Raw genomic sequence first — 22823 nt, forward strand, 5'->3', positions numbered from 1 at the left:
AGGCAGCGCCACCGAGCCCGCGCACAGGCACGGACATAAAACAATTGGGAAAGAGGAAATTAATTCCTCAGCAGACAAGATGTCGGGCGAACATTTGGTGTGCAGTCCTTGCGGTTATTGACCCTTTCCGCCGGAATTTACCGTTGGAGTGCGTTGCGCTAGGGGTCGGCCCGGAGGTGCTGCTGTCGCTCTTGTCTGATTTCGCCAGTTGCGAAGCCCTACATTATAGCGTATTGCACAAATTTCAAGCAGTTTCTGAACCGCGCGGACTCAGGCGGTTGCGCAATTCCAACCGCCGTGCTTCGAGCGCCTTGTAGCGCTCCAGCGCTTTCGGGTCTTTTCCGACTGCGGCGATGGCTTCGCTCTGCTGGGCCTTGAGCCGATCGTCCAGCATGAAATCGAGCACGCTGGAAAGCTCCTTCGCCGCGTCGGCTAGGTGCTGTTCTTCCTCGCCCTCGGGCACCGGCACCGCATCGGCGACGTTCATGAGCCGTTCGGCCAGCGCCTCGAAATCCAGCCCGCGCATGCCTTCGCGCAGCGCCGCCCAGGGTTGCACGCCGTGCTCGTGCAACTGGCTGTCGAGCCAGGTGAAGAGCGCCCCATGCGCGCCGGGCAGGTCGCACAGCATCAGATGGAGTTCGTGCGAGAGCGCATCCCACTGCGCCATGTTCGAGAGCAGGAGCCGCACCGCCACGTCGGGCCGGCTCGGCGGCTTGCCGCGTCCGCGCAGGGGCTCGATGGGTTCTTCGAACTTGCCACCCCAGCGCTTGCCCTTGACGAACTTGCGTGGCTTGCTATCGGTTTCATAGCGCGGCGCCTCAAATTCCATCGGCGGCGGCATGTCCGGATAGTCCCCGCCATCGCCGCTGGATTCGCTGTAGCGAGGTGAAGGCGGGGCCGCCACCTTGCGCGGGCCGGGCGTGGAGGCCCATAGGTCCGAAAGCGCTGCCGCATCGAGTTGCACCAGCGTGGCGATCTCGCTCAGCAACTGCCGCTTGAGCGCGCCGTCCGGCATCGCACTCCAGAGCGGGCGCACGTTGCTGGTCATGTGGGCGCGGCCTTCGGCAGTGGTCAGGTCGCAGCCTTCTCGGGCGGCTTCGAGCATGAAGCGCGACAGCGGCGTGGCCTCGGCGACGAAGCGGGCGAAGACCTCGGCACCGTGTTCGCGGATGAAGCTGTCGGGATCGTGCTCGGCCGGAAGGAACAGGAACTTGATGCTGCGCACGTCGGTGGCATAGGGCAGGGCGCCGTCGAGTGCCTTGCGCGCGGCGCGGCGGCCGGCGGCGTCGCCGTCGAAGCTGAACACCACCGATTCGGTGAAGCGGAAGAGCTTCTGCACATGCTCGGTCGTGCAGGCGGTGCCGAGCGTGGCCACCGCGTTCGGAAATCCGAGCTGGGCGAGGGCAACCACGTCCATGTAGCCCTCGGTGACCAGCGCATAGCCGCGGTCGCGGAAGGCGGCGCGCGCTTCGTAGAGGCCATAGAGCTCCCGGCCCTTGCTGAACACGGGCGTCTCGGGCGAATTCAGGTACTTTGGCTTTTCGTCGCCGAGCACACGTCCGCCGAAACCGATGCACTCGCCCTTGACGTTGCGGATGGGGAACATCACGCGGTCACGGAAGCGGTCGTAGCGCTTGGCCTCGCTCGCCTCGAGCTGGCCGTCTTCGGTGTTGACGATCACCAAGCCGCTCTCGGCGAGCAGCGGATCGTCGTAGTCGGGGAAAACGCTGGCCAGCGCCCGCCAGCCCGCGGGCGCATAGCCGATGCCGAACTGCTTGGCCACTTCGCCGGAGACGCCCCGGCCCTTGAGGTATTCGATGGCGCCGGGCGCCTGTCGCAGCGACTTGCGGTACGCGTCGCCAGCCTTTTCGAGCACGTCGGTCAGCGTGGCCTGCTTCTGGCGCTGGCTGGCGGCGCGGGCGCGCTCGGCGGGGGAGGCGTCGTCCTCGGGCACCTGCAGGCCGTACTGGCCAGCCAGATCGTGCACCGCCTCGACGAAGCCCATGCCCGCGTGCTCCATGAGAAAACCGATGGCGTTGCCATGCACCCCGCAGCCGAAGCAGTGATAGAACTGCTTGGTCGGGCTGACGGAAAAAGAGGGGGATTTCTCGCCGTGAAAGGGGCACAGCCCCATGAAGTTGGCGCCGGCCTTCTTGAGCGGCACATAGCGGCCGACGATCTCGACCACATCGGCGCGCGCGATGAGTTCCTGGATGAATGAAGCGGGGATGGTCATGTAGGCGAAGAGCGGCAAATCATACGCAAGCGGCCGGCCTCCTGCGGTCGGGCTGCATACTGAATGCGCTCTTGATTTCCAACGCATGACGACGCCCAACCCATTGCAACACGTCGCGCCGCTGCTGCGCCACCCGCTCCGATTCTTCTGGGACGCCCTGAAGGCCTTCCGCGCCAACCAGGGGTTGCTGCTCGCGGGGGCGGTGGCGTATTACGCCCTCTTGTCCATCGTGCCGCTCCTGATCGTGAGCGTGATCGTGATGTCGCACGTGATCGAGCAGGCCGAACTGCTGCGCACCATCGGCCGGTATCTCGAATGGTTGTTGCCGGGGCAGTCGAAGGCGATCGTGACGGAGCTGTCGAGCTTTCTCGACCACCGCGACGTGATGGGCCCGGTGCTGCTGGTGACGATGATCTTCTTCAGCTCGCTCGCCTTCAGCATCCTCGAAAGCGCGATGGCGGTGATCTTTCACCACCGCAAGGCCGACCACAAGCGCCACTTCCTGGTCTCGGTGGCCATGCCATATATCTACATCCTGTGCCTCTGCGTAGGGCTGCTCCTGGTCACGCTGGTGTCGGGCGCGCTGCAACTGGTGGGGCAGGAGAGCGTGGACCTGTTCGGGCGCGAATGGTCGCTCTCGGGCGTGTCGGGGCTGCTGCTGTACCTGCTGGGACTGGGCGGCGAGATCTTCATGCTGACCTCGCTCTACCTCGTGATGCCGGCCGGCCGGATGTCGCTGCGCCACGCGCTGCTGGGCGGCGTGACCGCCGCGCTGCTCTGGGAGGCGACGCGGCGGGTGCTGATCTGGTACTTCTCGACGCTCTCGCAAGTGAACGTGGTCTACGGTTCGCTCACCACGGCGATCGTGGTGCTGCTGAGCCTGGAGATCGCCGCCACGCTCGTGCTGCTGGGCGCCCAGGTGATCGCTCAGTACGAGCGGCTGGACCGCACCGGCAGCACGGCCCAGCCACCGTCGGTCAGCGGGGAGGGAGTCGAATCGCTCCGTCCAGACGAATCACCTCGCCGTTGAGCATGTCGTTCTCGATGATGTGCTTGGCGAGCTTGGCGTAGTCCTCGGGCGTACCGAGGCGCGACGGAAACGGCACGCTGGCGGCCAGCGCGTCCTGCACTTCCTGCGGCATGCCGAAGAGCATGGGCGTGCCGAAGATGCCGGGGGCGATGGTCATGTTGCGGATGCCATTGCGCGCAAGGTCGCGGGCGATCGGTAGCGTCATGCCGACCACGCCGCCCTTGGAGGCGCTGTACGCGGCCTGGCCGATCTGGCCGTCGTAGGCCGCGACCGAGGCGGTCGAGATCAGCACGCCGCGTTCGCCGGTCGCTTCGGGCTCGTTCTTGCTCATCGCGTCGGCCGCGAGGCGGATCATGTTGAAGCTGCCGATCAGGTTGACCGTGACGGTCTTGCTGAAGACGGCCAAGGCGTGCGGACCGTTCTTGCCAACGGTCTTCTCGGCCGGCGCGATGCCCGCGCAATTGACGAGGCCGACCAGCTTGCCGAGCTTCGTGGCGGCCGCAACGGCGGCTTGGCCATCGGCTTCCTGGCTCACGTCGCATTTGACGAAAACCCCGCCGATGTCCTTGGCGACGGCTTCGCCTTTGTCAGCCTGCATGTCGGCGATCACCACCTTGCCGCCGTTCGCGGCCAGCATGCGCGCCGCACCTTCGCCGAGGCCCGAAGCGCCCCCGGTCACGATAAAAACCTTGCCGTCGATCTGCATGAAGAGTCTCCTGAATTGAGGCATGCATTATCGAAGACACCCGAACGGCGAGAAACACCGCGGAACCGGCTTTGCCGGGCCGCTGGTGTTGCCCCCGGTAGGGGGAGGGAGGAGCGACACGAAGTGCGCGAAGCCTGGGGGCGAGCAACAAAGCTCCAAAAAAAAGGCCTCATCCGAAGATGAGGCCCTGAATTGGATCCGTGAGGACCCAAGGAGACAACTGGTGTGGCTGGTGCTTAGCGCTTGCGCGAAGCGGTGGCCGTCTTGGCGGCGGCGACGGCTTGCGTCGACACGGCGTTGAAGTTGGCTTCGGCGACGTCGGAGGCTTGCTTGACAGCCTTCTGGACCGATTCGAATGCGTTGTTGGCGGCAGCCACGGCGCTCTTCAGGACGGCAACGGCGGTTTCCGAACCGGCGGGTGCGTTCTTGGAAGCGCTGTCGACGAGGCCGACGAAGGCTTGCTGGGCTTCAGAGGCCTTGGCTTCGAAAGCCTTGGAGAATTCCGAGCCGGTGCCTTGGGCGATGTCGTACAGGTGACGGCTGTAGGCGGCGGTCTTTTCGGCCAGGGGCTGGAACAGGCTGGCTTGCAGCGTCAGCAGTTCTTGCGCGTCCTTCACGCTCAGGGCAGCCTGGGCGGTGCTCTGTGCTTCGGCCAGGGCAGCTTTCGAAGCGGTCACGTTCAGTTCGACGAGCTTCTCCACGCCTTCGAAAGCCTTGGTGGTCAGGCCGAACAGGGTTTCGAGGTTTGCTTTTTGGGCGGCGAGGATTTGGTCAGCGGTCAGGGCCATTTGAGATCTCCAGAAGGGATGGTGGTCGATTCACGTTGCGCTGCGCCTCGTCGTCTTTGTTGCGGTGCAGCATGGCCTCAAGTATAGGCAGCTGGGTTCTGCGATCAAGGGGTTTTTGCTGCTGTGCAGCAATCTAGAGGTCGCCTTCTAAATCGGCCGCATCGCAGAATGCCGGGCATGCGCGCCTTCTATTCCGGCCAGTTCGTTTTGCCCCTGCCGCCCGGGCATCGTTTCCCCATGTCGCGCTACGCCTTGCTGCGCGATCGACTGGAGCAGCACCTGCCCGCCGTCGAAATGGACCAGGCGCCCCGCGCCAGCGACGGCGAGCTGGCGCTGGCCCACACCCCCCAGTGGATCGCCGCCATCAGCGACGGCAGCGTGAGCCCGCAGGCGATGCGCGAAATCGGCTTTCCCTGGAGCGAGGCGATGGTCGAGCGCTCGCGCCGCTCCACCGGCGCCACCATCGCGGCCTGTCGGGCCGCATTCGCCGACGGCATTGCGGCCAACATGGCGGGCGGCACGCACCACGCCTATGCCGACAAGGGTGGCGGCTTCTGCGTCTTCAACGACGCGGCCGTCGCGGCCCGGCTGATGCAGGCGGAGCACGGCCGCAGCGGCCGGCTGCTCAAGGTGGCGGTGATCGATCTCGACGTTCACCAGGGCAACGGCACCGCCAGCATCTTCCGCAACGACCCGAGCGTCTTCACGCTGTCGATGCACGGCCAGAAGAACTTCCCATTCCGGAAAGAAGCCAGCGATCTGGACGTCGAATTGCCCGACGGCTGCGGCGACGCCGACTACCTCACCGCGCTGGAGCACGCGCTGGACGAACTCGACCGCCGCTTCTCTCCCGGCCTCGTCATCTATCTCGCAGGCGCCGACCCCTTCGAGCGCGACCGCCTCGGCCGCCTGAAACTCAGTTTCGACGGCCTGGAGGCGCGAGACCGTCGCGTCTTCGACTGGACCTGGCAGCGCCGGATTCCCGTGGCCTTCGCCATGGCCGGCGGCTACGCCAGCGACATCGCCGAGACCGTGCAGGTGCAACTGGGCACCTTCCGGGTGGCCTTCGACTACTGGCGGCGCTGGCAAAATGCCCCGCGATGAGCTCCTCCTCCGCCGCCAAACCCACGCCGAATTCCCGCAGCAGCTACCGCGCGTTCCGCAGCATCCCGACGCGCTGGGCCGACAACGACATGTACGGCCACGTCAACAACGTCGTCTACTACAGCTGGTTCGACACGGCGGTGAATGCGCTGCTCATCGAGCGCGGCGCGCTCGACATCCACCACGGCCAGACCATCGGCTTCGTGGTGGAGACCCAATGCAACTACTTCGCGCCGATCGCGTTCCCCCAGACGGTGGAGGCGGGCATCCGCGTGGCGCAGGCCGGCCGATCGAGCGTGCGCTACGAGATCGCGCTGTTCGCCGAGGGCGCCGACATCGCCGCCGCGCAGGGCCACTTCGTTCATGTGTACGTCGACCGGGCCACGCAGCGGCCAATGCCGTTGCCCGAAGCGCTGCAACGCGTGGTCGATGCGCTGAAAGCCTGACCGCCGCACCATGAAGAACGGCGCCCGAGGGCGCCGTCGTCTTTTGTCATGCGGCCTTCTGGCCGCAAGGGCTTACATCGCCTTCTTCATGGCCTTGATGTCGGCCTTGCCCTTTTCCTCGTCCGCCTTGGCCTGCTTCACGCAAGCCGACTTGGCGTCGCCGCTCTGGTCGTCGCACTTTTCCTTCGCGACTTCGTAGGTGGCCTTCACCTTCTCTTCGGCCACCTTGCGTGCATTGCTGTCGCTCGGCTTGTATTGCTGTTCCAGTTCAGCCTTCGCAACGTCTTCCTTGCCCTTGGCTTCCTTCTGGCAGACGTCCTTGGCGTTGTCCTTCATCGCGTCGCACTGCGCCTTGGCGACCTTGTAGTCGGCCTCGATCTTTTCTTTCGCGACCTTGTGTTCGTCACCGGTCATCGCGCTGGCTTGCGTGGCGACGAAGCAGGTGGAGGCGAGGGCGAGCATGAGCAGGTGTTTTTTCATTGGAGTTTTCCTTCGAGGTTGTTGAAATCGTTTGTGTTTGTGGGTGGGGGTGCCGGTCAGTACTTTTCGTACCAGAGGGCATCGGGGGTGCGGCCATCGCGCGACTCCCAGTCCTTCACCTGTTTCTCGGCTTCATCGCGGCTGATGCCGTGGCGTTCCTGGATGCGGCCGAGCAACTGGTCGCGCTTGCCGGCGATGACGTCGAAGTCGTCGTCGGTCAGCTTGCCCCATTGCTCCTTGACCTTGCCCTTGAGCTGCTTCCAGTTGCCTTCGATGGTGTCCTTGTTCATTGCGAATCTCCTTTGAGAGGTTGATTCGGCGGGCTGTGTCGCCGCCGTGAAATCAATGTCTCGTGGCCCATTCACCCTGACGGTAGGACGTGCTGTGCAGGCCAAGTAGGCAGAGGCCGACGCTGCCCGTGATAATCGAACGGACGCCGAAAAGTTTGAGACACCGCGCACCGACGACGACCATGATCATTCACAGCCTGCTCGACACCGACCTCTACAAGTTCACGATGATGCAGGTCGTTCTGCATCACTTCCCGGGCGCCCGGGTCGAGTACCGCTTCAAGTGCCGCAACCCCGGGGTCGACCTGGCGCAGTTCGCGGGCCAGATCCGCGACGAGGTGCGAAGCCTCTGTTCGCTGCAGTTCCGCGACGCCGAGCTCGCCTATCTGCGGTCCATGCGCTTCATCAAGAGCGACTTCGTCGACTTCCTCGGGCTCTTCCGGCTCAACGAGAAGTACATCAACATCATTCCCCAGCCCTCGGGCGAGCTCGAGATCCGCATCCAGGGGCCGTGGCTGCACACCATCCTGTTCGAGATCCCGGTGCTGGCCATCGTCAACGAGGTCTACTTCCGCAACACGCAGAAGAAGCCCGACATCGACGAGGGCCGTCGCCGACTCGAGACCAAGATCACCCAGCTGCAGGATGCGGGCCTCGCCGACCTCAAGATCGCCGACTACGGCACGCGCCGCCGCTTCTCGAAGGACTGGCATGAAGAGGTGCTGCGCACCCTGAACTCGCGCCTGGGTGCCGTCACGCCGCCGCCGATGCAGGCCAAGCCCGGCGCCCGCCTGCCGCAGCTCGCGGGCACGAGCAACGTGCTGTACGCGATGAAGCTCGGCCTCATCCCGCTGGGCACCATGGCGCACGAATACCTGCAGGCCTGCCAGGCACTCGGCCCGCGGCTGCGCGACAGCCAGATCTTCGGCTTCGAGAGCTGGGCGCGTGAATACCGAGGCGACCTGGGTATCGCGCTGTCCGACGTGTACGGCATGAGCGCGTTCCTGCGCGACTTCGACCTGTACTTCTGCAAGCTCTTCGACGGCGCCCGCCACGACAGCGGCGACCCGTTCCAGTGGGGCGAGCGCATGCTGGCCCACTACGTGGCGAACCGGGTCGATCCGCTCACCAAGACGCTCATCTTCAGCGACGGCCTCACGGTGCCGCGCACCATCGAGCTCTACCAGCAGTTCCGCGGCCGCTGCCAGCTGGCCTTCGGCATCGGCACCAACCTCACCAACGACCTGGGCTACGAGCCGCTGCAGATCGTCATCAAGATGATCAACTGCAACGGCCAGCCGGTGGCCAAGCTGTCGGACACGCCGTCCAAGAACATGTGCGAGGACGAAAAATACCTGGCCTACCTGCGCCAGGTTTTCGAGATCGAGCAGCCGGCCGCCTGACCTCGGCCCGGCCTTTGCCCGACCCCGGTCTGGTACGGTACGGCACCCATGAAAAAGACACTCCGACTGACCGCAGCCGCAGCGCTGCCCATGCTCTTTCCGGCCCTGGCCCGCGCCGCCGATTTCGACGGCGCCGCGCTCTCGCCGCTGTGGGGCGTGCCGTTCGCCGGGATCCTGCTGTCGATCGCGTTGCTGCCGCTGCTCGCGCCTTCTTTCTGGCACCACCACTACGGCAAGATTTCCGCCGCCTGGGCGCTGGCATTCCTGCTGCCTTTTGCCGCCACCTATGGCGCGGGGCTGGCGGGCACGCAACTCGTGCATGCGCTGGTGGCCGAGTACATCCCGTTCATCATCCTGCTGACGGCGCTCTTCACCGTGGCGGGCGGCATCCACATCCGGGGCAACCTGCACGGGGCGCCGGGGCTCAATACGGCGATCCTCGCCATCGGCGCGGTGCTCGCGAGCTTCATGGGAACCACCGGCGCATCGATGCTGCTGATCCGTCCGCTGATCCGCGCCAACGACAACCGCGTGCACCGGGCGCACGTGGTCATCTTCTTCATCTTCATCGTCTCGAACGCGGGCGGTTCGCTCACGCCGCTGGGCGATCCGCCCTTGTTCCTCGGCTTCCTGAAGGGGGTGAGCTTCTTCTGGACGATGCAGAACATCCTGCCCGACACGCTCTTCATCGTGGGCGTGCTGCTGGCGCTCTTCTATGCCATCGACCGCCATTACTACCGCAAGGAGGGCGTGCTGCCGGTCGACCCGACGCCCGACACGCCGCGCCTGGGCTTCGACGGCGCCGCCAACTTCTGGCTGCTGGGCGGCGTGGTCGCGCTCGTGCTGCTCAGCGGCTTCTGGAAATCGCCGGTCAGCTTCGACGTGTTCGGCACCCCGGTCGGGCTGCCGGGGCTTGTGCGCGATGTCGGGCTGCTGCTGATCGCACTGGTGTCCTTCAAGCTCACCTCGCCGAAGGTGCACGCCGACAACCAGTTCGAATGGGGCCCGATGGCCGAGGTGGCCAAGCTCTTCGCGGGGATCTTCCTCACGATCATCCCGGTGATCGCGATGCTCAAGGCCGGCACGCAAGGGCCGTTCGGCGCCGTCGTCTCGGCTGTGACGCGCCCCGACGGCCAGCCCGATCCCGCGATGTACTTCTGGGCCACCGGCGTGCTGAGTTCCTTCCTGGACAACGCGCCGACGTACCTCGTGTTCTTCAACACCGCCGGCGGCGACCCGGCGGCGCTCATGACCACCTACGCGAGCACGCTGGCCGCCATTTCGGCCGGCGCCGTCTTCATGGGCGCCAACACCTACATCGGCAACGCGCCCAACCTGATGGTCAAGGCCATCGCCGAGAGCCGCGGCGTGCCCATGCCGAGCTTCTTCGGCTACATGGCTTGGTCCGTGGCCATCCTGATTCCGCTGTTCGTCATCACCACCTTCCTCTTCTTTCGCTGAGTGCACACACCATGAGCAAGCCCAAGATCCTGGTCGCCCGCGCGATCTTTCCCGAGACCATCGAGCGCCTGTCGCAGCATTTCGAGGTCGAGTCGAACCAGTCCGACGAGAGCTGGAGCAAAGACCAGCTGATTGCGAAGCTCAAGGGCAAGCAGGGCGCCTTCACCACCGGCAGCGAGCGCATCGATGCCGCCGTGCTCGACGCGAATCCCGACCTGAAGATCTGCGCCAACATGGCTGTCGGCTACAACAACTTCGACGTCGATGCGATGGCCGCGCACGGCGTGCTCGGCACCAACGCACCCGACGTGCTGACCGAGACCACCGCCGACTTCGGCTTCGCGCTGCTCATGGCGACCGCGCGCCGCATCACCGAGAGCGAGCATTTCCTGCGCGCCGGCAAGTGGGAGAAGTGGAGCTACGACATGTTCGCGGGCTCCGACATCCACGGCGCCACGCTCGGCATCATCGGCATGGGCCGCATCGGGCAGGGCATTGCCAAGCGCGGCGCGTACGGCTTCGGCATGAAGGTGATCTATCACAACCGTTCGCGCCTCGATGCGACGCTCGAAGCCGACTGCAAGGCCAGCTACGTGAGCAAGGAAGATCTGCTCAAGACCGCCGACCACGTCGTGCTGGTCGTGCCTTACTCGCCCGCTTCGCACCACACCATCGGCGCCGCCGAGATCGCGCTGATGAAGCCGACGGCCACGCTGGTGAACATCGCGCGCGGCGGCATCGTCGACGACGCGGCGCTGGCCGTGGCGCTGCGCGAGAAGCGCATCGCGGCGGCGGGCCTGGACGTGTTCGAGGGCGAACCCAAGGTCCACCCCGACCTGCTGACCGTGCCGAACGTCGTGCTCACGCCGCACATCGCGAGTGCCACCGTGCCCACGCGGCGCGCCATGGCCGACCTCGCGGCCGACAACCTCATCGCGTACTTCAGCGGCAAGGGGCCGCTGACGCCGGTCACACCCGTTCCAGCGGCCACGAAGTAACTAACCGACACGCAGCGACTCTCCTTGGAACTGACTGAGTTGATTCTTCTCGCGCTGGCTGCGCTCGCCGTCGTGCAGCTCGTGCTGGTGATCTGGCTGCTTGCGCGCCGGCAGCCCAGGCCGGACCACAGCGAAATGCTCGGCGTGCTGGCCGCACTGGGCGCGGCCAACGAGCGCACCGAGCGCGAGTTGCGCCGCGAGATCGGCGAGAACTCGCGCGGTACGCGGCAGGAAACCGCGCAGGCCTTCGCGACCTTCCAGCAGTCGCTGGTGCAGCAGGGCGCCGAAGCAACGCGCACGCAGAACGCGCAACTCGACGCCTTCTCGCTGCAGCTCGCTTCACTGCAGAAGTCGCTGGCCGACACGCTCAACACCCAGCTGCAGGGCCTGAGCGAGTCGAATGCGCGGCGCCTCGCCGAAGTGCGCACGACGATGGAAACGCAGCTCGCGCAACTTCAGCAGAGCAACACCGCCAAGCTCGACGAGATGCGCAAGACGGTCGACGAAAAGCTGCAGAGCACGCTCGAGGCGCGCCTGGGCGAGAGCTTCAAGCAGGTGGCCGACCGGCTCGAGCAGGTACACAAGGGCCTCGGCGAAATGCAGACGCTGGCCGTCGGCGTCGGCAGCCTGCAGCGCGTGCTGACCAACGTGAAGACGCGCGGCGTGTTCGGCGAGGTGCAGCTCGAAGCGCTGCTCGAGCAGGTGCTCACGCCCGAGCAGTACGCCAAGCAGATCGAGACCAAGCCGCGCAGCGGCCAGCGCGTCGATTTCGCGATCCGCTTCCCGGGCCGCGGCGACGACGGCGCGCCGGTGTGGCTGCCGATCGATGCCAAGTTTCCACGCGACGACTACGAGCGCCTCATCGACGCGCACGAGCGCGCCGATGCACCCGCCGCCGAACTCGCGGCGAAGGCGCTCGAAGCGCGCATCCGCCTGGAGGCTCGCTCGATCGCCGAGAACTACCTCGCCGCGCCGCACACGACCGATTTCGCGATTCTTTTCCTGCCGGTCGAGAGCCTCTACGCCGAGGTGCTGCGCCGTCCCGGCTTGATGGACGCCATCCAGCGCCAGCACCGCGTGACGCTCGCCGGCCCGACCACCTTGCTCGCGATGCTCAACAGCCTGCACATGGGCTTTCGCACGCTCGCGCTGGAGCAGCAGGCCTCCGAGGTGTGGAAGGTGCTGGGCGCGGTCAAGACCGAATTCGAGCGCTATGGTGAGTGGGTCGCGCGCATCAAGGAGCAGGTGGCCAAGGCGTCTGACACGCTCGACAAGGCAGACACGCGCGCCAAGCAGATGCGTCTGGCATTGCGCAAGGTAGAGGCGCTGCCCGAAGCGCAATCGCAGGTGCTGCTGCCTCCGACAGCCGACAGCGAGGGCGACGACACCCCGTGAAAGGCTCCGAACTGCTGCGTGTCATCGGCGCCCAGGTCTGCCTGCACGCCACGATGGCCGGCATGCGCCTGGCCACACCGCTGCTGGCGCTGCAACAGGGCTACAGCGCAGCGGCGGTCGGCGTGTTGATCGCGCTGTTTGCCCTGACTCAGGTATTTCTGGCCTTGCCGGCCGGGCGTTTTGCCGATCGGCACGGGTTCAAGCGGCCGCTCTGGTTTTCGGTGATCGCGGCCGCGGGCGGCGCGGCGCTGGTGCTGGTCTTTCCGACCTTTCCGGCCATGTGCATCGCGGCGCTGCTGACCGGCGGCGCCACCGGTGCGACCGTCATCGCCTTGCAACGGCACGTGGGGCGGTCCGCCACCAATGCAACGCAGCTCAAGCGGGTGTTCAGCTGGCTGGCCATCGCGCCCGCGGCGGCCAACTTCGTCGGGCCTTTTCTCGCCGGCATGCTGATCGACCACGCCGGCCGCGTGCCCGCGGACATGCTGGCGTTCCGCGTCTGTTTCGCGGTCATGGCCTTCCTGCCGGTCCTGTGCTGGCTGCTGGCGCGCGGCGCGCACGAGCCGCCGCGCGCAGCGCCCATTCCCGGCGCCGCGCCGACGCGGGCCTGGGACCTGCTGCGCGAGCCGATGTTCCGCCGCCTGCTCTTCGTGAACTGGCTGCAGTCGTCGAGTTGGGATGTGCACGCCTTCGTGCTGCCCGTGCTGGGGCACGACCGCGGCATCAGCGCGTCGGTGATCGGGTCGATCCTCGGCGCCTTCGCCATCGCGGCGGCCGCGATTCGCGTGGTGCTGCCGCTCATCGCCTCGCGCGCCTCGGAGCGCAGCGTGATCCTGAGCTCCACCATCGTCACGGCGGCGATGTTCGCGGTCTACCCGCTGCTCGACTCGGCCTTGACCATGGGCATGTGCTCGGTGATCCTCGGTTTCGCGCTCGGCGCGGTGCAGCCGATGGTCATGAGCATGCTGCACCAGATCACCCCGCACGCGCGGCACGGCGAGGCGCTGGGGCTGCGGCTGATGACCATCAATGCGTCGAGCGTGGCGATGCCGATGCTGTTCGGCTCGCTCGGAGCGCTGATCGGGATTGCGGGCGTGTTCTGGGTCGTGGGTGGCGTGCTGGCGCTGGGGGCGCGGGCGACCTGGGGGTTGAAGCTCTAGCGGCAGGTGCGAAATCCACGCTCCAAATAAGATCAATTCTCATCTGAATTGACATTTAACTGACTCATGGTCAGTATCGGCGCCTTCTTCAACGACTTGAAGGCGTTCATGGACTCCCCGAATCCCGCCCAAACCGATCCGCGCCGCCGCATCGCGCTCGTGGCGGCGGTGTACCTCGGCAGCTTCATCGCCACGCTCGACGTGAGCATCGTCAATGTCGCGCTGCCCACGCTGCAGCGCGCGTTGTCCACCGACCTGGCCGGGCTGCAGTGGGTGATCGACATCTATGCGCTGTGCCTCTCGGCCTTCATCCTCTCGGCCGGACCGGTCGGTGACCGCTACGGCCGCAAGCGCGCCTGGCTCGCCGGTGTGGTCGTGTTCACGCTGGGCTCGGCGATGTGCGCGATGGCCGGCGACCTCTTGATGCTGCTCGCCGGACGGGCGGTGCAGGGCGTCGCCGGCGCGCTGATGATTCCCGGCGCGCTCTCGCTGCTGGCGCACGCGTTCCCCGAACCGGCCAGCCGCGCGCGGGTGATCGGCGGCTGGTCGTCGTTCACGGCGCTGTCGCTGATCCTCGGGCCGATGCTGGGCGGGGTGCTGGTGGATCACGCGGGCTGGCAGAGCATCTTCCTCATCAACCTGCCGATCGGCGTGCTGACTGTGGGGCTTGGGCTCTGGGGTATTCGCGAGAGTTCGCACCCCGAGCATGCGGCGCTCGATCCGCTCGGGCAGGTGCTCAGCGTGCTGTGGCTCGGCGCGCTGACCTATGGGTTGATCGCGGCCGGCGAATGCGGCTGGGGCTCCAGCCGCGCCGCGACCGCGCTGGTGGCGGCAACCATCGGCCTCGCGCTGTTTCTGATGGTGGAAGCACGCGTGGCACGGCCGCTGCTGCCGCTCGCGCTGTTCCGCGATGCGCGCTTCTCGGCCACCAACTTCGCCTCGTTCGTGCTCGGCTTCTCGTCGTACGCGAGCCTGTTCTTCTTCTCGCTCTTCCTGCAGCAGGTGCAGGGCTGGTCGCCCAGCGAGACCGGCTGGCGGCTCGTGCCGCAGTTCGTCGCAACCGGACTCATCGCCTCGCAGTTCGGCCGGCTGGCGCGGCGCTACGACGTGCACACGCTCATGGTCGCGGGCTACGCGCTCATCGGCGGTTCGATGCTGCTGCTGACGCTGTTCTCGGCCGACACGCCCTATGTGCTGCTGGCGCTCCTGTTCGTGTTCCTCGGCGCAGGCACGGGTCTCGCGGTTCCGTCCACGAGCATGGCCGTGATGGCGTCCGTACCCGCGCAACGCTCCGGCATGGCGTCGGCCACGATGAACGCGCTGCGCCAAGCCGGCATGCTGATCGGCATCGCGCTGCTCGGTACGCTGATGAGCACGCGGGCGACCACGCTGCTGGCCGCCGCGCTCGAACAGGCCGGGTTGCGCGATGCGCAACAGGCGGCTGTCGCGGCCGTTTCGCGGCATGACCTGAGCGCGCTGGCCTCGCTCGACGTGGACACGGCGCGGACGCTGTTGGCCGGCGCACTCGCCGGTGGGTTCCACGCCGCCATGGCCTGCGCCGGAGTGGCGGGCTTGCTGGCTGCGGGATTGCTGGTGCGCGTCAGGCCACGCGCCGCCGCGTTGCCGGTTCGGGCCTAGGCCGCACAACGCCATGCCCGCTGCCCTCGTGCCCGTGCGCTTGCGCACACAAATTCGATCGGCAACCGATCACGTGCTTCCAGTGCCCCCTGCGCGCACGTCGTCCGTCGAGCAATACGAGAAACTCCGCAAGTTGACAATCGAGAAGCGCTCCGGCCCGCCGTTCGGCGCCTTCGCCGCCACCGACAACGCGTTCGCCGGTCTCGGCGAGCAGGCGCCAGTGCCACGCGGTCTGCAGCTCGACACGGTCATCGACACCGCGCCCCCTCCGTTCACCGAGATTTGCCATGACACGAAGTGACCCGATCGCCGATTCCGTCCCTGCAGGCGAGGCCGAAGTCGCGCCGCGCCGGCGCACCAAGGCGCCCGAGATCCGCGCCGTCGCGCTGATGGACGCCGCCGAGCGCCTCTTCATCGAGAAAGGCATTGCCGCCACCAGCATCGACGACATCGCGGCCGGCGCGCAGGTGGCCAAGGGCACGTTCTACCTTTACTTTCCGTCGAAGGAAGCCATGCTCGGCGCGCTGCAGCAGCGCTTTGTCGATACCTTCTGCGAGCGCCTGCAGAACGCCATGGACCGTCATCGCCCAGGCAACCACCATGCGCGCCTGAAGGCCTGGGTGGAGGGGGACGGGTCTGGAAACCTACCTGGACAACGTCGCCCTCCACGACGTGGTGTTCCATGAATACCGGCCCGAAGACCGGCGCATGCGCAACGACAACGCGGTCATCACGCAGCTCGTCGGCTTGCTCAGGGAGGGCGATGCCGCGGGTGTTTGGGAGGTGGAGGACGCGACGCTCACGGCAGTGATCCTCTTCAATGCGCTGCACGGCGTGGCCGACGATGCGGTGGCCATGGGGCCGGCCGGCGATCCGGTGGCCGACCGTCGCCGCCGCGCTCGCGCGCTCACGCGCTTCTTCGAGCAGGCGCTGCACCCGGACGTCGTTGATCCCGACATCTGAAGGAATTGACCGTGTTCCTTCGTGGAACACCGAGGAACCGGCTTTGCCGGGCCTCTGGTGTTGTCGCCCCCGGTAGGGGGTTGGCGAAGCGACACGAAGTGCGCGCAGCCTGGGGGCGGGCTACAGCTTGTAGAAGCGCTTGATGTAGTCCCACGCGTCTTCGGGCGCGTCGACGTACTCGAAGAGCTTCACATCGCCCGGCGAGATCACGCCCTCGTCGACCAGGAAGTCGAAGTCGATCATCCGCTTCCAGTAGTCCGAGCCGAACAGCACGATCGGCACCGGCTTGGACTTCTTCGTCTGCACCAGCGTGATGACTTCGAACAGCTCGTCCAGCGTGCCGAAGCCGCCCGGGAACGCCACCAGCGCCTTCGCACGCATCATGAAATGCATCTTGCGGATCGCGAAGTAGTGGAACTTGAAGCTCAGCGCCGGCGTGACATACGGGTTGGCTTCTTCCTCCATCGGCAGCGCGATCGCGAGGCCGACCGAGATGCCGCCGCCTTCGTGCGCGCCGCGATTGGCTGCCTGCATGATGCCGGGGCCGCCGCCGGTGCAGACGAAGAGCTTGTCCTGGGGCTCCTTGCCGTTGCTGTACTGCGCAACCAGCTTGCCGAAGGTGCGTGCCTTCTCGTAGTAGTGCGAGCTGCGTGCGAGGCGGCGCCAGCGCTCGGCGGCCACCGTGTCGCCGGCGGCATCGGCCTGGGCGATCAGCGCGGCGGCGTCTTCCTCGCTGCGAAAGCGGGCGCTGCCGAAAACCACCACGGTGTTCTCGATGCCGTGCGCGCGCTGCTCGAGATCTGGCTTCATCAATTCGAGCTGCATGCGGATGCCGCGGGTTTCTCGGCGCAGCAGGAACTCGGGATCGGCGAAGGCGATGCGCGAGGGATCGGGATCGAGCGGAAGGCCTTTTTCGGAATGGGACTGGAGCGTGGCCCAGGCATCGGCGAGGCGTTTGTCGTGAAGATCGTGCGTGTTGTTCATGAAAGGACTCGGACAGAAGAACCTGAGGGATTGTGCAGCGTTGCAACCGCCGTGCCCGACCAACGAAAAAGGCCCCTTGCGGAGCCTTTTTTCGGAGAGACGGTGACCGGCCGTAAGGCCGGGAACGCTCAGACGCGCTTGCGGTATTCGCCGGTGCGCGTGTCGATTTCGATCTTGTCGCCTTGCGCCACGAAAAGCGGAACGCCGACTTCGAAGCCGGTCGCGATCTTGGCAGGCTTCATGACCTTGCCCGAGGTGTCGCCCTTGACGGCCGGCTCGGTCCAGGTGATTTCGCGCTCGACGCTGGTGGGCAGTTCGACCGAGATGGCCTTGCCGTCGTAGAACACCACTTCGACGGCCATGCCGTCTTCCAGGTAGTTCAGTGCGTCGCCCATGTTCTCGGCTTCGACTTCGTACTGGTTGTACTCGGCGTCCATGCAGACGTAGAGTGGATCGGCGAAGTAGGAGTAGGTGCAGTCCTTCTTCTCGAGCACGATCTGGTCGATCTTGTCGTCGGCCTTGAAGACCACTTCGGTGTTGAAGTTGGCCACCAGGCTCTTCATCTTCATGCGCACGGTGGCGGAGTTGCGGCCGCCGCGGCTGTATTCGGTCTTGAGGACGACCATCGGGTCCTTGCCGTGCATGATGACGTTGCCGGCGCGGATTTCTTGAGCGATTTTCATAACAGGTTCTCTGGATGTTGGCCGCTCGGTGCACGGGGCCTTCTGCGACATCCGGCGACGTTCGAAACGTTCTTGCCGGTGTGGCGGGCCCCGAGGTACAGGTCTTGCGGCGGTTTTGCAGGTTTGGCGGAGAGCATCTCGGGTCCTGAGGGCCCGGGCCGAAATCCGCAAAGCCCGCTATTTTAGCTTTTTTGGGCGATCAGATGCCGCAGTTGGACGACCAGATCGTCCTGTGCGTACAGCCTGTCGCGCGCCGCCCGAGCCGTTTCCCGCCACGGATCCTGCGTTTCCAGGGGCGGCAGGGGCTTGTCGTCGAAGCCGTTCCAGACGTGGTGAAAACGCCTCAGCGAGGGCGGGGCGCCGAGCCAGTCGAGCCAGGCGTTCAGCTTGGCGTGGTGGGCGTCATCGTCTTGCGGATAGATCTGCCAGACCAGCGGTGCGCCGGCCCAGAGCGCGCGCACGAGCGAGTCCTCGCCCCGCACGAAGTTCAGGTCGCAGGACCAGAGCAGGTGGTCGAAGTCCGGCTGCGTGAGATAGGGGAGGTATGAAATCGATAGCGCGCCATGCCCATGGAGCGTGGGGTTCTCAGGCGAAATATTCGAAAAGTGCGCCTTCACGGCGTTGGCGGCGCGGCCCGCCGTCACCAGCAGCCGGGTGGGCTCGGGGCCTTCCGCCAAATGCGCGAGCAGCGCCGACAGCGCAGGCGGCTCGTAGCAGAACAGGGAGACGAGGCGCTCGTTTTCTTTCCAGGGAATCTGCTGCGCCGCGAGCCAGGAGGCGCGATCGAAACCGGCCTGGCGTTCCGCGAGATCGGGCTCGCGCAGCAGTCCGCCTGTTGCGGGCGTGAAGCCGGGATAGAAAAAGCGCTTGGTCAACCCCGCGCCCGGCCCCTTGAACACCGGCGAGGGCAGGCCGTGCAGACGCTCGACATACGGCTCGGCCGACAGGTATTCGAGATTGATCCACGCCCGATGCGCGCCTTCAGCAGCGGCCGCTGCGGCAAAGCGTGCGACGAGTTCCGGCGCCGGCTCGCAGCCGAAGGCCTCGATGAGCACATCCGGCACCGGCCCGGCCACGGCCGCTCGCACCGCGACGGGGTCGCTCCAGTCGATCACTTTCACGCCATCGCAACCCGCGGGCGCCATCCAGTTCAGCGCCGTCCCGTCGTCGATCCAGAGCCGCACCTGTTCGCCCAGCGAAGCCAGTTGCCTGGCCAGCCGCCAGCAGACGCCGAGATCGCCGTGGTTGTCGATGACCTTGCAGAAGATGTCCCATTGCATGTGCGTGCCCATGGTCGCGAGTGTGCCTGTGCCGGGAGGCCATTCGGGGCTCGGCTTGCTATGCTGGCCGCCACAACAACCCCGGAGAGAGAAAGACCATGAGGATGCAGACCCGTTCGCAGTTTTCCCTTCGTTCCGCCAGGACCGTGCTCGCCCTGTCGCTGGCCTTGTGCGGCGTCGCCGGCATGACCGGTGCGTCGGCCCAGACGAGCACCGCGCCGGCATCGCTCACGCCGCAGCAGCAGCGCTTTCACGACATATATAAAGAGCTGATCGAGATCAACACCACCCACTCGACGGGTGACAACACGCTGGCCGCGCGCGCCATGGAAAAGGGCCTGATCGAATCGGGCTTCGCGCCCGGCGACATCCAGATCTTCGAACCCTTCCCGAAGAAGGGCAACCTGGTGCTGCGCTTCAAGGGCAACGGCAGCAAGAAGCCGCTGCTCCTGCTGGCCCACATCGACGTGGTCGAGGCGCGGCGCGAAGACTGGAAGACCGATCCGTTCAAGCTGCAGGAAACCGGCGGCTACTTCACCGCGCGCGGCTCCATCGACGACAAAGCCATGGCCTCGGCGCTGGTGTCGGTGCTGGGGCAACTCAAGCAGGAAGGTTTCAAGCCCAGCCGCGACATCATCCTGGCGCTGACTGCCGACGAAGAGCGCGGCGATGCGCTCAGCAACGGCGCCTTCTGGCTCATCAGCAACAAGCCCGAGCTGCTGCAAGCGGAGTTTGGTATCAACGAAGGGGGCGGCGGCGAGCTGCGCGGCGGCAAGCCGAACCTGCACCGCATGCAGGTGGCCGAGAAGATGTACACGACCTACATGCTGGAGGCGCGCGACGTGGGCGGCCACAGCTCGGTGCCGACGAAGACCAATCCGATCTACGCGCTCTCCGCCGGGCTGGAGCGGCTGGGCAACTACGCCTTCCCGATCAAGCTCGCGGACGTCACCAAGACCTACTTCGCGCGCAGCGCCCCGTTCGCCACCGGCCAACTCGCCGACGACATGCGCGCCATCGGCACCGGCAATCCCGATGCCGGCGTGCTCGAACGCATGACTGCCAACCCCGCCTACAACGCGCAACTGCGCACCACCTGCGTGGCGACGATGGTGCAGGCCGGCCACGCCGAGAACGCGCTGCCGCAGTCGGCCAAGGCGACGGTCAACTGCCGCATCCTGCCGCACGACGATCCCGAGGAAATCGAGCGCTTGCTGACCCAGGCCGTGGGCAACGACAAGATCGTGGTGCGCAACATGGGCAAGCCGCTGCGCAGCCCGGCTTCGCCGCTGAACGGCGACCTCGTGAAGACAGTGGAATCGCTCACGCAGCAGATGTGGCCCGGCGTGCCCGTGGTGCCCGCGATGAGCACCGGCGCCACCGACAGCCGCTTCCTGCGCAATGCCGGCATCCCGATGTACGGCGTGACCGGCATGTTCCTGGAGCCAGCTGATGCGCGGGCGCACGGGCTGGACGAACGCATCGAGATTCAGCGGCTGTACGACGGGCGCGAGTTCCTGTACCGGCTCGTTTCGGAGGTCGCGAAGTAAGCAGAAAAAAGGGCGCTGCGGTCACAGCGCCCCTGGTTCGGTCAGGGCGTGAAGGTATCGCCCAGCACGATGCCTTCGCGCCGCGGGTCCGCGCCGCCGGTGAGCACCGATTTGCCGCCCACGTTCGTGCGGATGATGGTGCTGATGCCGCTGGATTGCGGCCCGAAGTTCACCGTGTGGCCGAGCGCGCGCAGGCCTGTGATCAGCGGATCGTTGTTGCCTGAGTTCGAGGTGTCGATGGCCGGGTGTTCGCCGCCCACGTTGGTGTTGGGGCTGTTGGTCGCGCCGAAGTCCACCAGCGAGGTGGCCTGCTGCGCATCGAGGCCCCAGTCGAGTGCGCCGACCACGGTCTTCACCACGTACTGGATGATCGTGCCGCCGCCCGGCGAACCGGTGCCCATTACGAACTCGCCCATGCTGCCGTCGGCGTTCTTCTTGAACACCAATGTCGGCGCCATCGTGCTGCGCGGACGCTTGCCCGGTGCGACGCGGTTGGCGACCTTGATGCTCGGGTCCTTGGTGTCGTTCGGGTCGGCTGAGAAGTCGGTCAGCTGGTTGTTCAGCATGAGGCCCTGCGTCATGTGAAACGAGCCGAGCGTGCTTTCGACCGTGGTCGTCATCGTCACCACGTTGCCTTGTTTGTCGACCACGGTGAAGTGCGTGGTGCCGTGCTCCTCGGTCTTGTCGATGCCCAGCGGCACATTGCCCAGGTTGCCAGCCGTTGCCGTGCCCATGCTCTTGGACAGGCTGATGAGGCTCGCGCGCTGCTGCAGGTAGGGCTTGTGGAGCATCGTGTCAACGGAGCCGCCCGGCAGGGGGATGAAGTCGGTGTCGGCCACGTATTTGTCGCGGTCGGCGTAGGCCAAGCGCTCCGCCTCGCTCACCAGGTGCACGCCCATCACCGTCGGCTTGCCGCCTTCGATGTCGATGGCTGTGGGCTTGTACAGGCCCATGTTGAACGTTTCCAGAATGCCCAGCGCCTGCACCACCGCGATGCCGCCCGAGGACGGTGGCGCCATGCTGCACACGTAATAGTCGCGGTAGGTGCCGCAGACCGGGTCGCGGCGCTTGGCCACGTAGTTGGCCATGTCGGCCATGGTCGTCTTGCCGGGCGTAATGACGGAGCCGTCGACAGCCGCCGTGACTGCGATCTTGTCGACGATGGCCTGCGCGATCGGCCCGGTGTAGAAAGCATTGGCACCCTGAGTGGCGAGGGTGGCCAGCGTCTGGGCGTAGGCCGGGTTCTTGAGCTTCGTGCCCAGCGCCTTGGGCGTACCGTCGGCGTTGAAGAAATAGGCCGTGGCCTCGGCATCGCGCTTCAGGTTGGCTTCGGAGGTGGAGATCGCGGCGGCCATGCGGCCACCGATCGAGAAGCCGTCCGATGCCAGCGTGATCCCGTAGCTGAAGAGGTCCTTCCAAGGCAGCTTGCCGTGGTCCTTGTAGGCGATGTCGAGCATGCGAACCGCACCCGGCGTGCCGATGGAGCGACCGCTCGCGCGCAGCGGCGAGGGCTTGGGCGCGGTCTTGTCGCTCACATCGTCGATGTAGCGCAGGTAGTTCTCGGTGGCCGCGGCGGGTGCCGTTTCACGGCCATCGTAGGCCTGTACCTTCTTCGTTTTCGCGTCGTAGTGCAGCATGAACGCACCGCCGCCCAGGCCGCTCGATTGCGGCTCGACCAGGCCGAGCACGGCCTGCACCGCCACCGCCGCGTCGACCGCGCTGCCGCCGGCCTTGAGCACGTCGCAGCCCGCGCGCGTGGCCAGCGGATGGTTGGCCACCACCATGTAGTTCTTCGCGTAGACCAGTTTGTGGCCGAGCACATAGCCCGAGGCGGGTTCAGGCGCGGCGGGGTCGCCCGGATTGCCGGAGCCCACCACGACCGGGCTGCCGCTGTCACCGATCAGGCAGCCCTTGGCGGCTTCGGCCGCAGCGGCAGCTTCGTTTGCGGCGTTGGCCGCGACGATCGCCGCGATCACCGCAGCGTTGTTGTTCTGTCCGCCACCATCGCCGCCGCCGCAACCGGCCACGGTCAATGCAAGCGCCAGGGGTGAAAGCACCCACCAGGCGCGCGCCTGGATCTTCTTCGTCATGGAATTCTTCCCCAATGGTTTTGATGAAACGACACGGGCGCTCCTCGCGCCCATCTTCATCATCAGCACATTTCATTCCAGCCACCTCGGGGTTTGCGCGCAGGCCTGCGACGCGGGTTCCGCGTGACGCCACAATAG

Annotated in this window: 23 protein-coding genes; 14 read left to right on the plus strand and 9 right to left on the minus strand. The window is 66.1% G+C overall.

All coding sequences use genetic code 11. The annotated features are described in order from the left end of the window. Positions 1 to 244: 244 nt before the first annotated feature. On the minus strand, positions 245 to 2236 hold the full coding sequence (gene dnaG / locus QF040_RS00930; RefSeq protein WP_429609334.1) for a DNA primase: 1992 nt from the start codon (positions 2234 to 2236) through the stop codon (positions 245 to 247). A gap of 85 nt (positions 2237 to 2321) precedes the next feature. Here dnaG and QF040_RS00935 point away from each other — a divergent pair, with 85 nt between their 5' ends. Further along, positions 2322 to 3266, plus strand: coding sequence for a YihY/virulence factor BrkB family protein (locus QF040_RS00935; protein WP_429609336.1), 945 nt, complete (start codon positions 2322 to 2324; stop codon positions 3264 to 3266). Here the strand turns inward: QF040_RS00935 and QF040_RS00940 are convergent. Then, entirely contained in the window at positions 3214 to 3972 is a 759-nt protein-coding gene (locus tag QF040_RS00940; RefSeq protein ID WP_429609338.1) for a 3-hydroxyacyl-CoA dehydrogenase, read from the minus strand. The genes QF040_RS00935 and QF040_RS00940 overlap by 53 nt on opposite strands. Before the next feature lie 236 nt (positions 3973 to 4208). Next, positions 4209 to 4760, minus strand: coding sequence for a phasin family protein (locus tag QF040_RS00945; RefSeq protein ID WP_307605940.1), 552 nt, complete (start codon positions 4758 to 4760; stop codon positions 4209 to 4211). 177 nt (positions 4761 to 4937) lie between these two features. Here QF040_RS00945 and QF040_RS00950 point away from each other — a divergent pair, with 177 nt between their 5' ends. Together QF040_RS00950 and QF040_RS00955 are read left to right on the plus strand one after the other, a co-directional pair. Further along, the gene (locus QF040_RS00950; protein ID WP_429609340.1) at positions 4938 to 5864 is read left to right on the plus strand and encodes a histone deacetylase family protein; all 927 of its coding nucleotides are present in this window, start codon (positions 4938 to 4940) and stop codon (positions 5862 to 5864) included. Continuing rightward, positions 5861 to 6310, plus strand: a complete 450-nt coding sequence (locus QF040_RS00955) for an acyl-CoA thioesterase (protein ID WP_429609342.1) — start codon at positions 5861 to 5863, stop codon at positions 6308 to 6310. Before QF040_RS00950 ends, QF040_RS00955 begins: the two co-directional genes overlap by 4 nt. 72 nt (positions 6311 to 6382) lie before the next feature. Here the strand turns inward: QF040_RS00955 and QF040_RS00960 are convergent, their stop codons facing one another. Both QF040_RS00960 and QF040_RS00965 read right to left on the minus strand, forming a co-directional pair. Beyond that, positions 6383 to 6790, minus strand: coding sequence for a hypothetical protein (locus tag QF040_RS00960; RefSeq protein ID WP_307605945.1), 408 nt, complete (start codon positions 6788 to 6790; stop codon positions 6383 to 6385). 56 nt (positions 6791 to 6846) lie between these two features. Next, complete coding sequence (locus QF040_RS00965) at positions 6847 to 7080, minus strand: CsbD family protein (protein WP_124961423.1); 234 nt, start codon at positions 7078 to 7080, stop codon at positions 6847 to 6849. Positions 7081 to 7262: 182 nt separating this feature from the next. Between QF040_RS00965 and pncB the strand changes: the two genes are divergently transcribed. From pncB to QF040_RS01010, 9 genes are all read left to right on the plus strand, one after another. After that, positions 7263 to 8483: a nicotinate phosphoribosyltransferase gene (gene pncB / locus QF040_RS00970; protein WP_307508963.1), complete on the plus strand. Its 1221-nt coding sequence runs from the start codon at positions 7263 to 7265 to the stop codon at positions 8481 to 8483. 48 nt (positions 8484 to 8531) lie between these two features. Further along, on the plus strand, positions 8532 to 9944 hold the full coding sequence (locus QF040_RS00975; RefSeq protein WP_307605948.1) for a sodium:proton antiporter: 1413 nt from the start codon (positions 8532 to 8534) through the stop codon (positions 9942 to 9944). Positions 9945 to 9955: 11 nt separating this feature from the next. Further along, positions 9956 to 10942 carry a 2-hydroxyacid dehydrogenase gene (locus tag QF040_RS00980; RefSeq protein WP_429609345.1) on the plus strand — a complete coding sequence of 329 codons (987 nt, stop codon included), beginning with the start codon at positions 9956 to 9958 and terminating at the stop codon, positions 10940 to 10942. A 30-nt stretch (positions 10943 to 10972) separates the two neighbouring features. Then, a complete protein-coding gene (locus QF040_RS00985) occupies positions 10973 to 12337 on the plus strand; it encodes a DNA recombination protein RmuC (RefSeq protein WP_429614591.1) in 1365 nt (454 codons plus the stop codon). Further along, positions 12334 to 13497, plus strand: coding sequence for an MFS transporter (locus tag QF040_RS00990; protein ID WP_429609347.1), 1164 nt, complete (start codon positions 12334 to 12336; stop codon positions 13495 to 13497). Before QF040_RS00985 ends, QF040_RS00990 begins: the two co-directional genes overlap by 4 nt. Positions 13498 to 13605: 108 nt before the next feature. Then, entirely contained in the window at positions 13606 to 15135 is a 1530-nt protein-coding gene (locus QF040_RS00995; RefSeq protein WP_429609349.1) for an MFS transporter, read from the plus strand. A 13-nt stretch (positions 15136 to 15148) separates the two neighbouring features. After that, positions 15149 to 15436 carry a hypothetical protein gene (locus QF040_RS01000; protein WP_429609350.1) on the plus strand — a complete coding sequence of 96 codons (288 nt, stop codon included), beginning with the start codon at positions 15149 to 15151 and terminating at the stop codon, positions 15434 to 15436. Further along, positions 15423 to 15821, plus strand: coding sequence for a TetR/AcrR family transcriptional regulator (locus tag QF040_RS01005; protein ID WP_429609352.1), 399 nt, complete (start codon positions 15423 to 15425; stop codon positions 15819 to 15821). The genes QF040_RS01000 and QF040_RS01005 overlap by 14 nt, the downstream gene beginning before the upstream one ends. A gap of 22 nt (positions 15822 to 15843) precedes the next feature. After that, positions 15844 to 16098 (plus strand): hypothetical protein, encoded by a 255-nt coding sequence (locus QF040_RS01010; RefSeq protein ID WP_429609354.1) that lies wholly within the window; start codon positions 15844 to 15846, stop codon positions 16096 to 16098. Between the two features lie 120 nt (positions 16099 to 16218). Here QF040_RS01010 and QF040_RS01015 read toward each other — a convergent pair whose 3' ends face one another. The 3 genes from QF040_RS01015 to earP form a co-directional block, all read right to left on the minus strand. After that, the gene (locus QF040_RS01015) at positions 16219 to 17082 is read right to left on the minus strand and encodes a TIGR00730 family Rossman fold protein (RefSeq protein ID WP_013540401.1); all 864 of its coding nucleotides are present in this window, start codon (positions 17080 to 17082) and stop codon (positions 16219 to 16221) included. 128 nt (positions 17083 to 17210) lie between these two features. Next, entirely contained in the window at positions 17211 to 17765 is a 555-nt protein-coding gene (gene efp, locus QF040_RS01020; protein ID WP_013540402.1) for an elongation factor P, read from the minus strand. Between the two features lie 182 nt (positions 17766 to 17947). Next, entirely contained in the window at positions 17948 to 19057 is a 1110-nt protein-coding gene (gene earP / locus QF040_RS01025; protein WP_429609356.1) for an elongation factor P maturation arginine rhamnosyltransferase EarP, read from the minus strand. A gap of 86 nt (positions 19058 to 19143) precedes the next feature. Here earP and QF040_RS01030 point away from each other — a divergent pair, with 86 nt between their 5' ends. Next, on the plus strand, positions 19144 to 20595 hold the full coding sequence (locus QF040_RS01030) for a M20/M25/M40 family metallo-hydrolase (protein ID WP_429609358.1): 1452 nt from the start codon (positions 19144 to 19146) through the stop codon (positions 20593 to 20595). A 41-nt stretch (positions 20596 to 20636) separates the two neighbouring features. Here the strand turns inward: QF040_RS01030 and ggt are convergent, their stop codons facing one another. Next, the gene (ggt, locus tag QF040_RS01035; RefSeq protein WP_429609360.1) at positions 20637 to 22685 is read right to left on the minus strand and encodes a gamma-glutamyltransferase; all 2049 of its coding nucleotides are present in this window, start codon (positions 22683 to 22685) and stop codon (positions 20637 to 20639) included. Between ggt and QF040_RS01040 the strand changes: the two genes are divergently transcribed. Then, positions 22684 to 22812, plus strand: a complete 129-nt coding sequence (locus tag QF040_RS01040; protein WP_429609361.1) for a hypothetical protein — start codon at positions 22684 to 22686, stop codon at positions 22810 to 22812. The genes ggt and QF040_RS01040 overlap by 2 nt on opposite strands. The last annotated feature ends 11 nt before the right edge of the window (positions 22813 to 22823 follow it).

Origin of the sequence: Variovorax sp. W2I14 (genome assembly GCF_050435205.1) — a bacterium.
GTDB classification, from domain to species: domain Bacteria; phylum Pseudomonadota; class Gammaproteobacteria; order Burkholderiales; family Burkholderiaceae_C; genus Variovorax; species Variovorax paradoxus_C.

What these genes read in the sequence shown, in the direction of transcription:
- QF040_RS00950 (WP_429609340.1), top strand. Translation starts at nt 4,938, where the DNA reads ATGCGCGCCTTCTATTCCGGCCAGTTCGTTTTGCCCCTGCCGCCCGGG.
- QF040_RS00995 (WP_429609349.1), top strand. Translation starts at nt 13,606, where the DNA reads ATGGACTCCCCGAATCCCGCCCAAACCGATCCGCGCCGCCGCATCGCG.
- QF040_RS00980 (WP_429609345.1), top strand. Translation starts at nt 9,956, where the DNA reads ATGAGCAAGCCCAAGATCCTGGTCGCCCGCGCGATCTTTCCCGAGACC.
- earP (WP_429609356.1), bottom strand. Translation starts at nt 19,057, where the DNA reads ATGGGCACGCACATGCAATGGGACATCTTCTGCAAGGTCATCGACAAC.
- QF040_RS01015 (WP_013540401.1), bottom strand. Translation starts at nt 17,082, where the DNA reads ATGAACAACACGCACGATCTTCACGACAAACGCCTCGCCGATGCCTGG.
- QF040_RS00965 (WP_124961423.1), bottom strand. Translation starts at nt 7,080, where the DNA reads ATGAACAAGGACACCATCGAAGGCAACTGGAAGCAGCTCAAGGGCAAG.
- QF040_RS01000 (WP_429609350.1), top strand. Translation starts at nt 15,149, where the DNA reads ATGCCCGCTGCCCTCGTGCCCGTGCGCTTGCGCACACAAATTCGATCG.
- QF040_RS01010 (WP_429609354.1), top strand. Translation starts at nt 15,844, where the DNA reads ATGCGCAACGACAACGCGGTCATCACGCAGCTCGTCGGCTTGCTCAGG.
- QF040_RS00935 (WP_429609336.1), top strand. Translation starts at nt 2,322, where the DNA reads ATGACGACGCCCAACCCATTGCAACACGTCGCGCCGCTGCTGCGCCAC.
- pncB (WP_307508963.1), top strand. Translation starts at nt 7,263, where the DNA reads ATGATCATTCACAGCCTGCTCGACACCGACCTCTACAAGTTCACGATG.
- ggt (WP_429609360.1), bottom strand. Translation starts at nt 22,685, where the DNA reads ATGACGAAGAAGATCCAGGCGCGCGCCTGGTGGGTGCTTTCACCCCTG.
- QF040_RS01040 (WP_429609361.1), top strand. Translation starts at nt 22,684, where the DNA reads ATGGAATTCTTCCCCAATGGTTTTGATGAAACGACACGGGCGCTCCTC.
- QF040_RS00960 (WP_307605945.1), bottom strand. Translation starts at nt 6,790, where the DNA reads ATGAAAAAACACCTGCTCATGCTCGCCCTCGCCTCCACCTGCTTCGTC.
- QF040_RS00945 (WP_307605940.1), bottom strand. Translation starts at nt 4,760, where the DNA reads ATGGCCCTGACCGCTGACCAAATCCTCGCCGCCCAAAAAGCAAACCTC.
- efp (WP_013540402.1), bottom strand. Translation starts at nt 17,765, where the DNA reads ATGAAAATCGCTCAAGAAATCCGCGCCGGCAACGTCATCATGCACGGC.
- QF040_RS01030 (WP_429609358.1), top strand. Translation starts at nt 19,144, where the DNA reads ATGAGGATGCAGACCCGTTCGCAGTTTTCCCTTCGTTCCGCCAGGACC.
- QF040_RS00975 (WP_307605948.1), top strand. Translation starts at nt 8,532, where the DNA reads ATGAAAAAGACACTCCGACTGACCGCAGCCGCAGCGCTGCCCATGCTC.
- dnaG (WP_429609334.1), bottom strand. Translation starts at nt 2,236, where the DNA reads ATGACCATCCCCGCTTCATTCATCCAGGAACTCATCGCGCGCGCCGAT.
- QF040_RS01005 (WP_429609352.1), top strand. Translation starts at nt 15,423, where the DNA reads ATGACACGAAGTGACCCGATCGCCGATTCCGTCCCTGCAGGCGAGGCC.
- QF040_RS00955 (WP_429609342.1), top strand. Translation starts at nt 5,861, where the DNA reads ATGAGCTCCTCCTCCGCCGCCAAACCCACGCCGAATTCCCGCAGCAGC.
- QF040_RS00940 (WP_429609338.1), bottom strand. Translation starts at nt 3,972, where the DNA reads ATGCAGATCGACGGCAAGGTTTTTATCGTGACCGGGGGCGCTTCGGGC.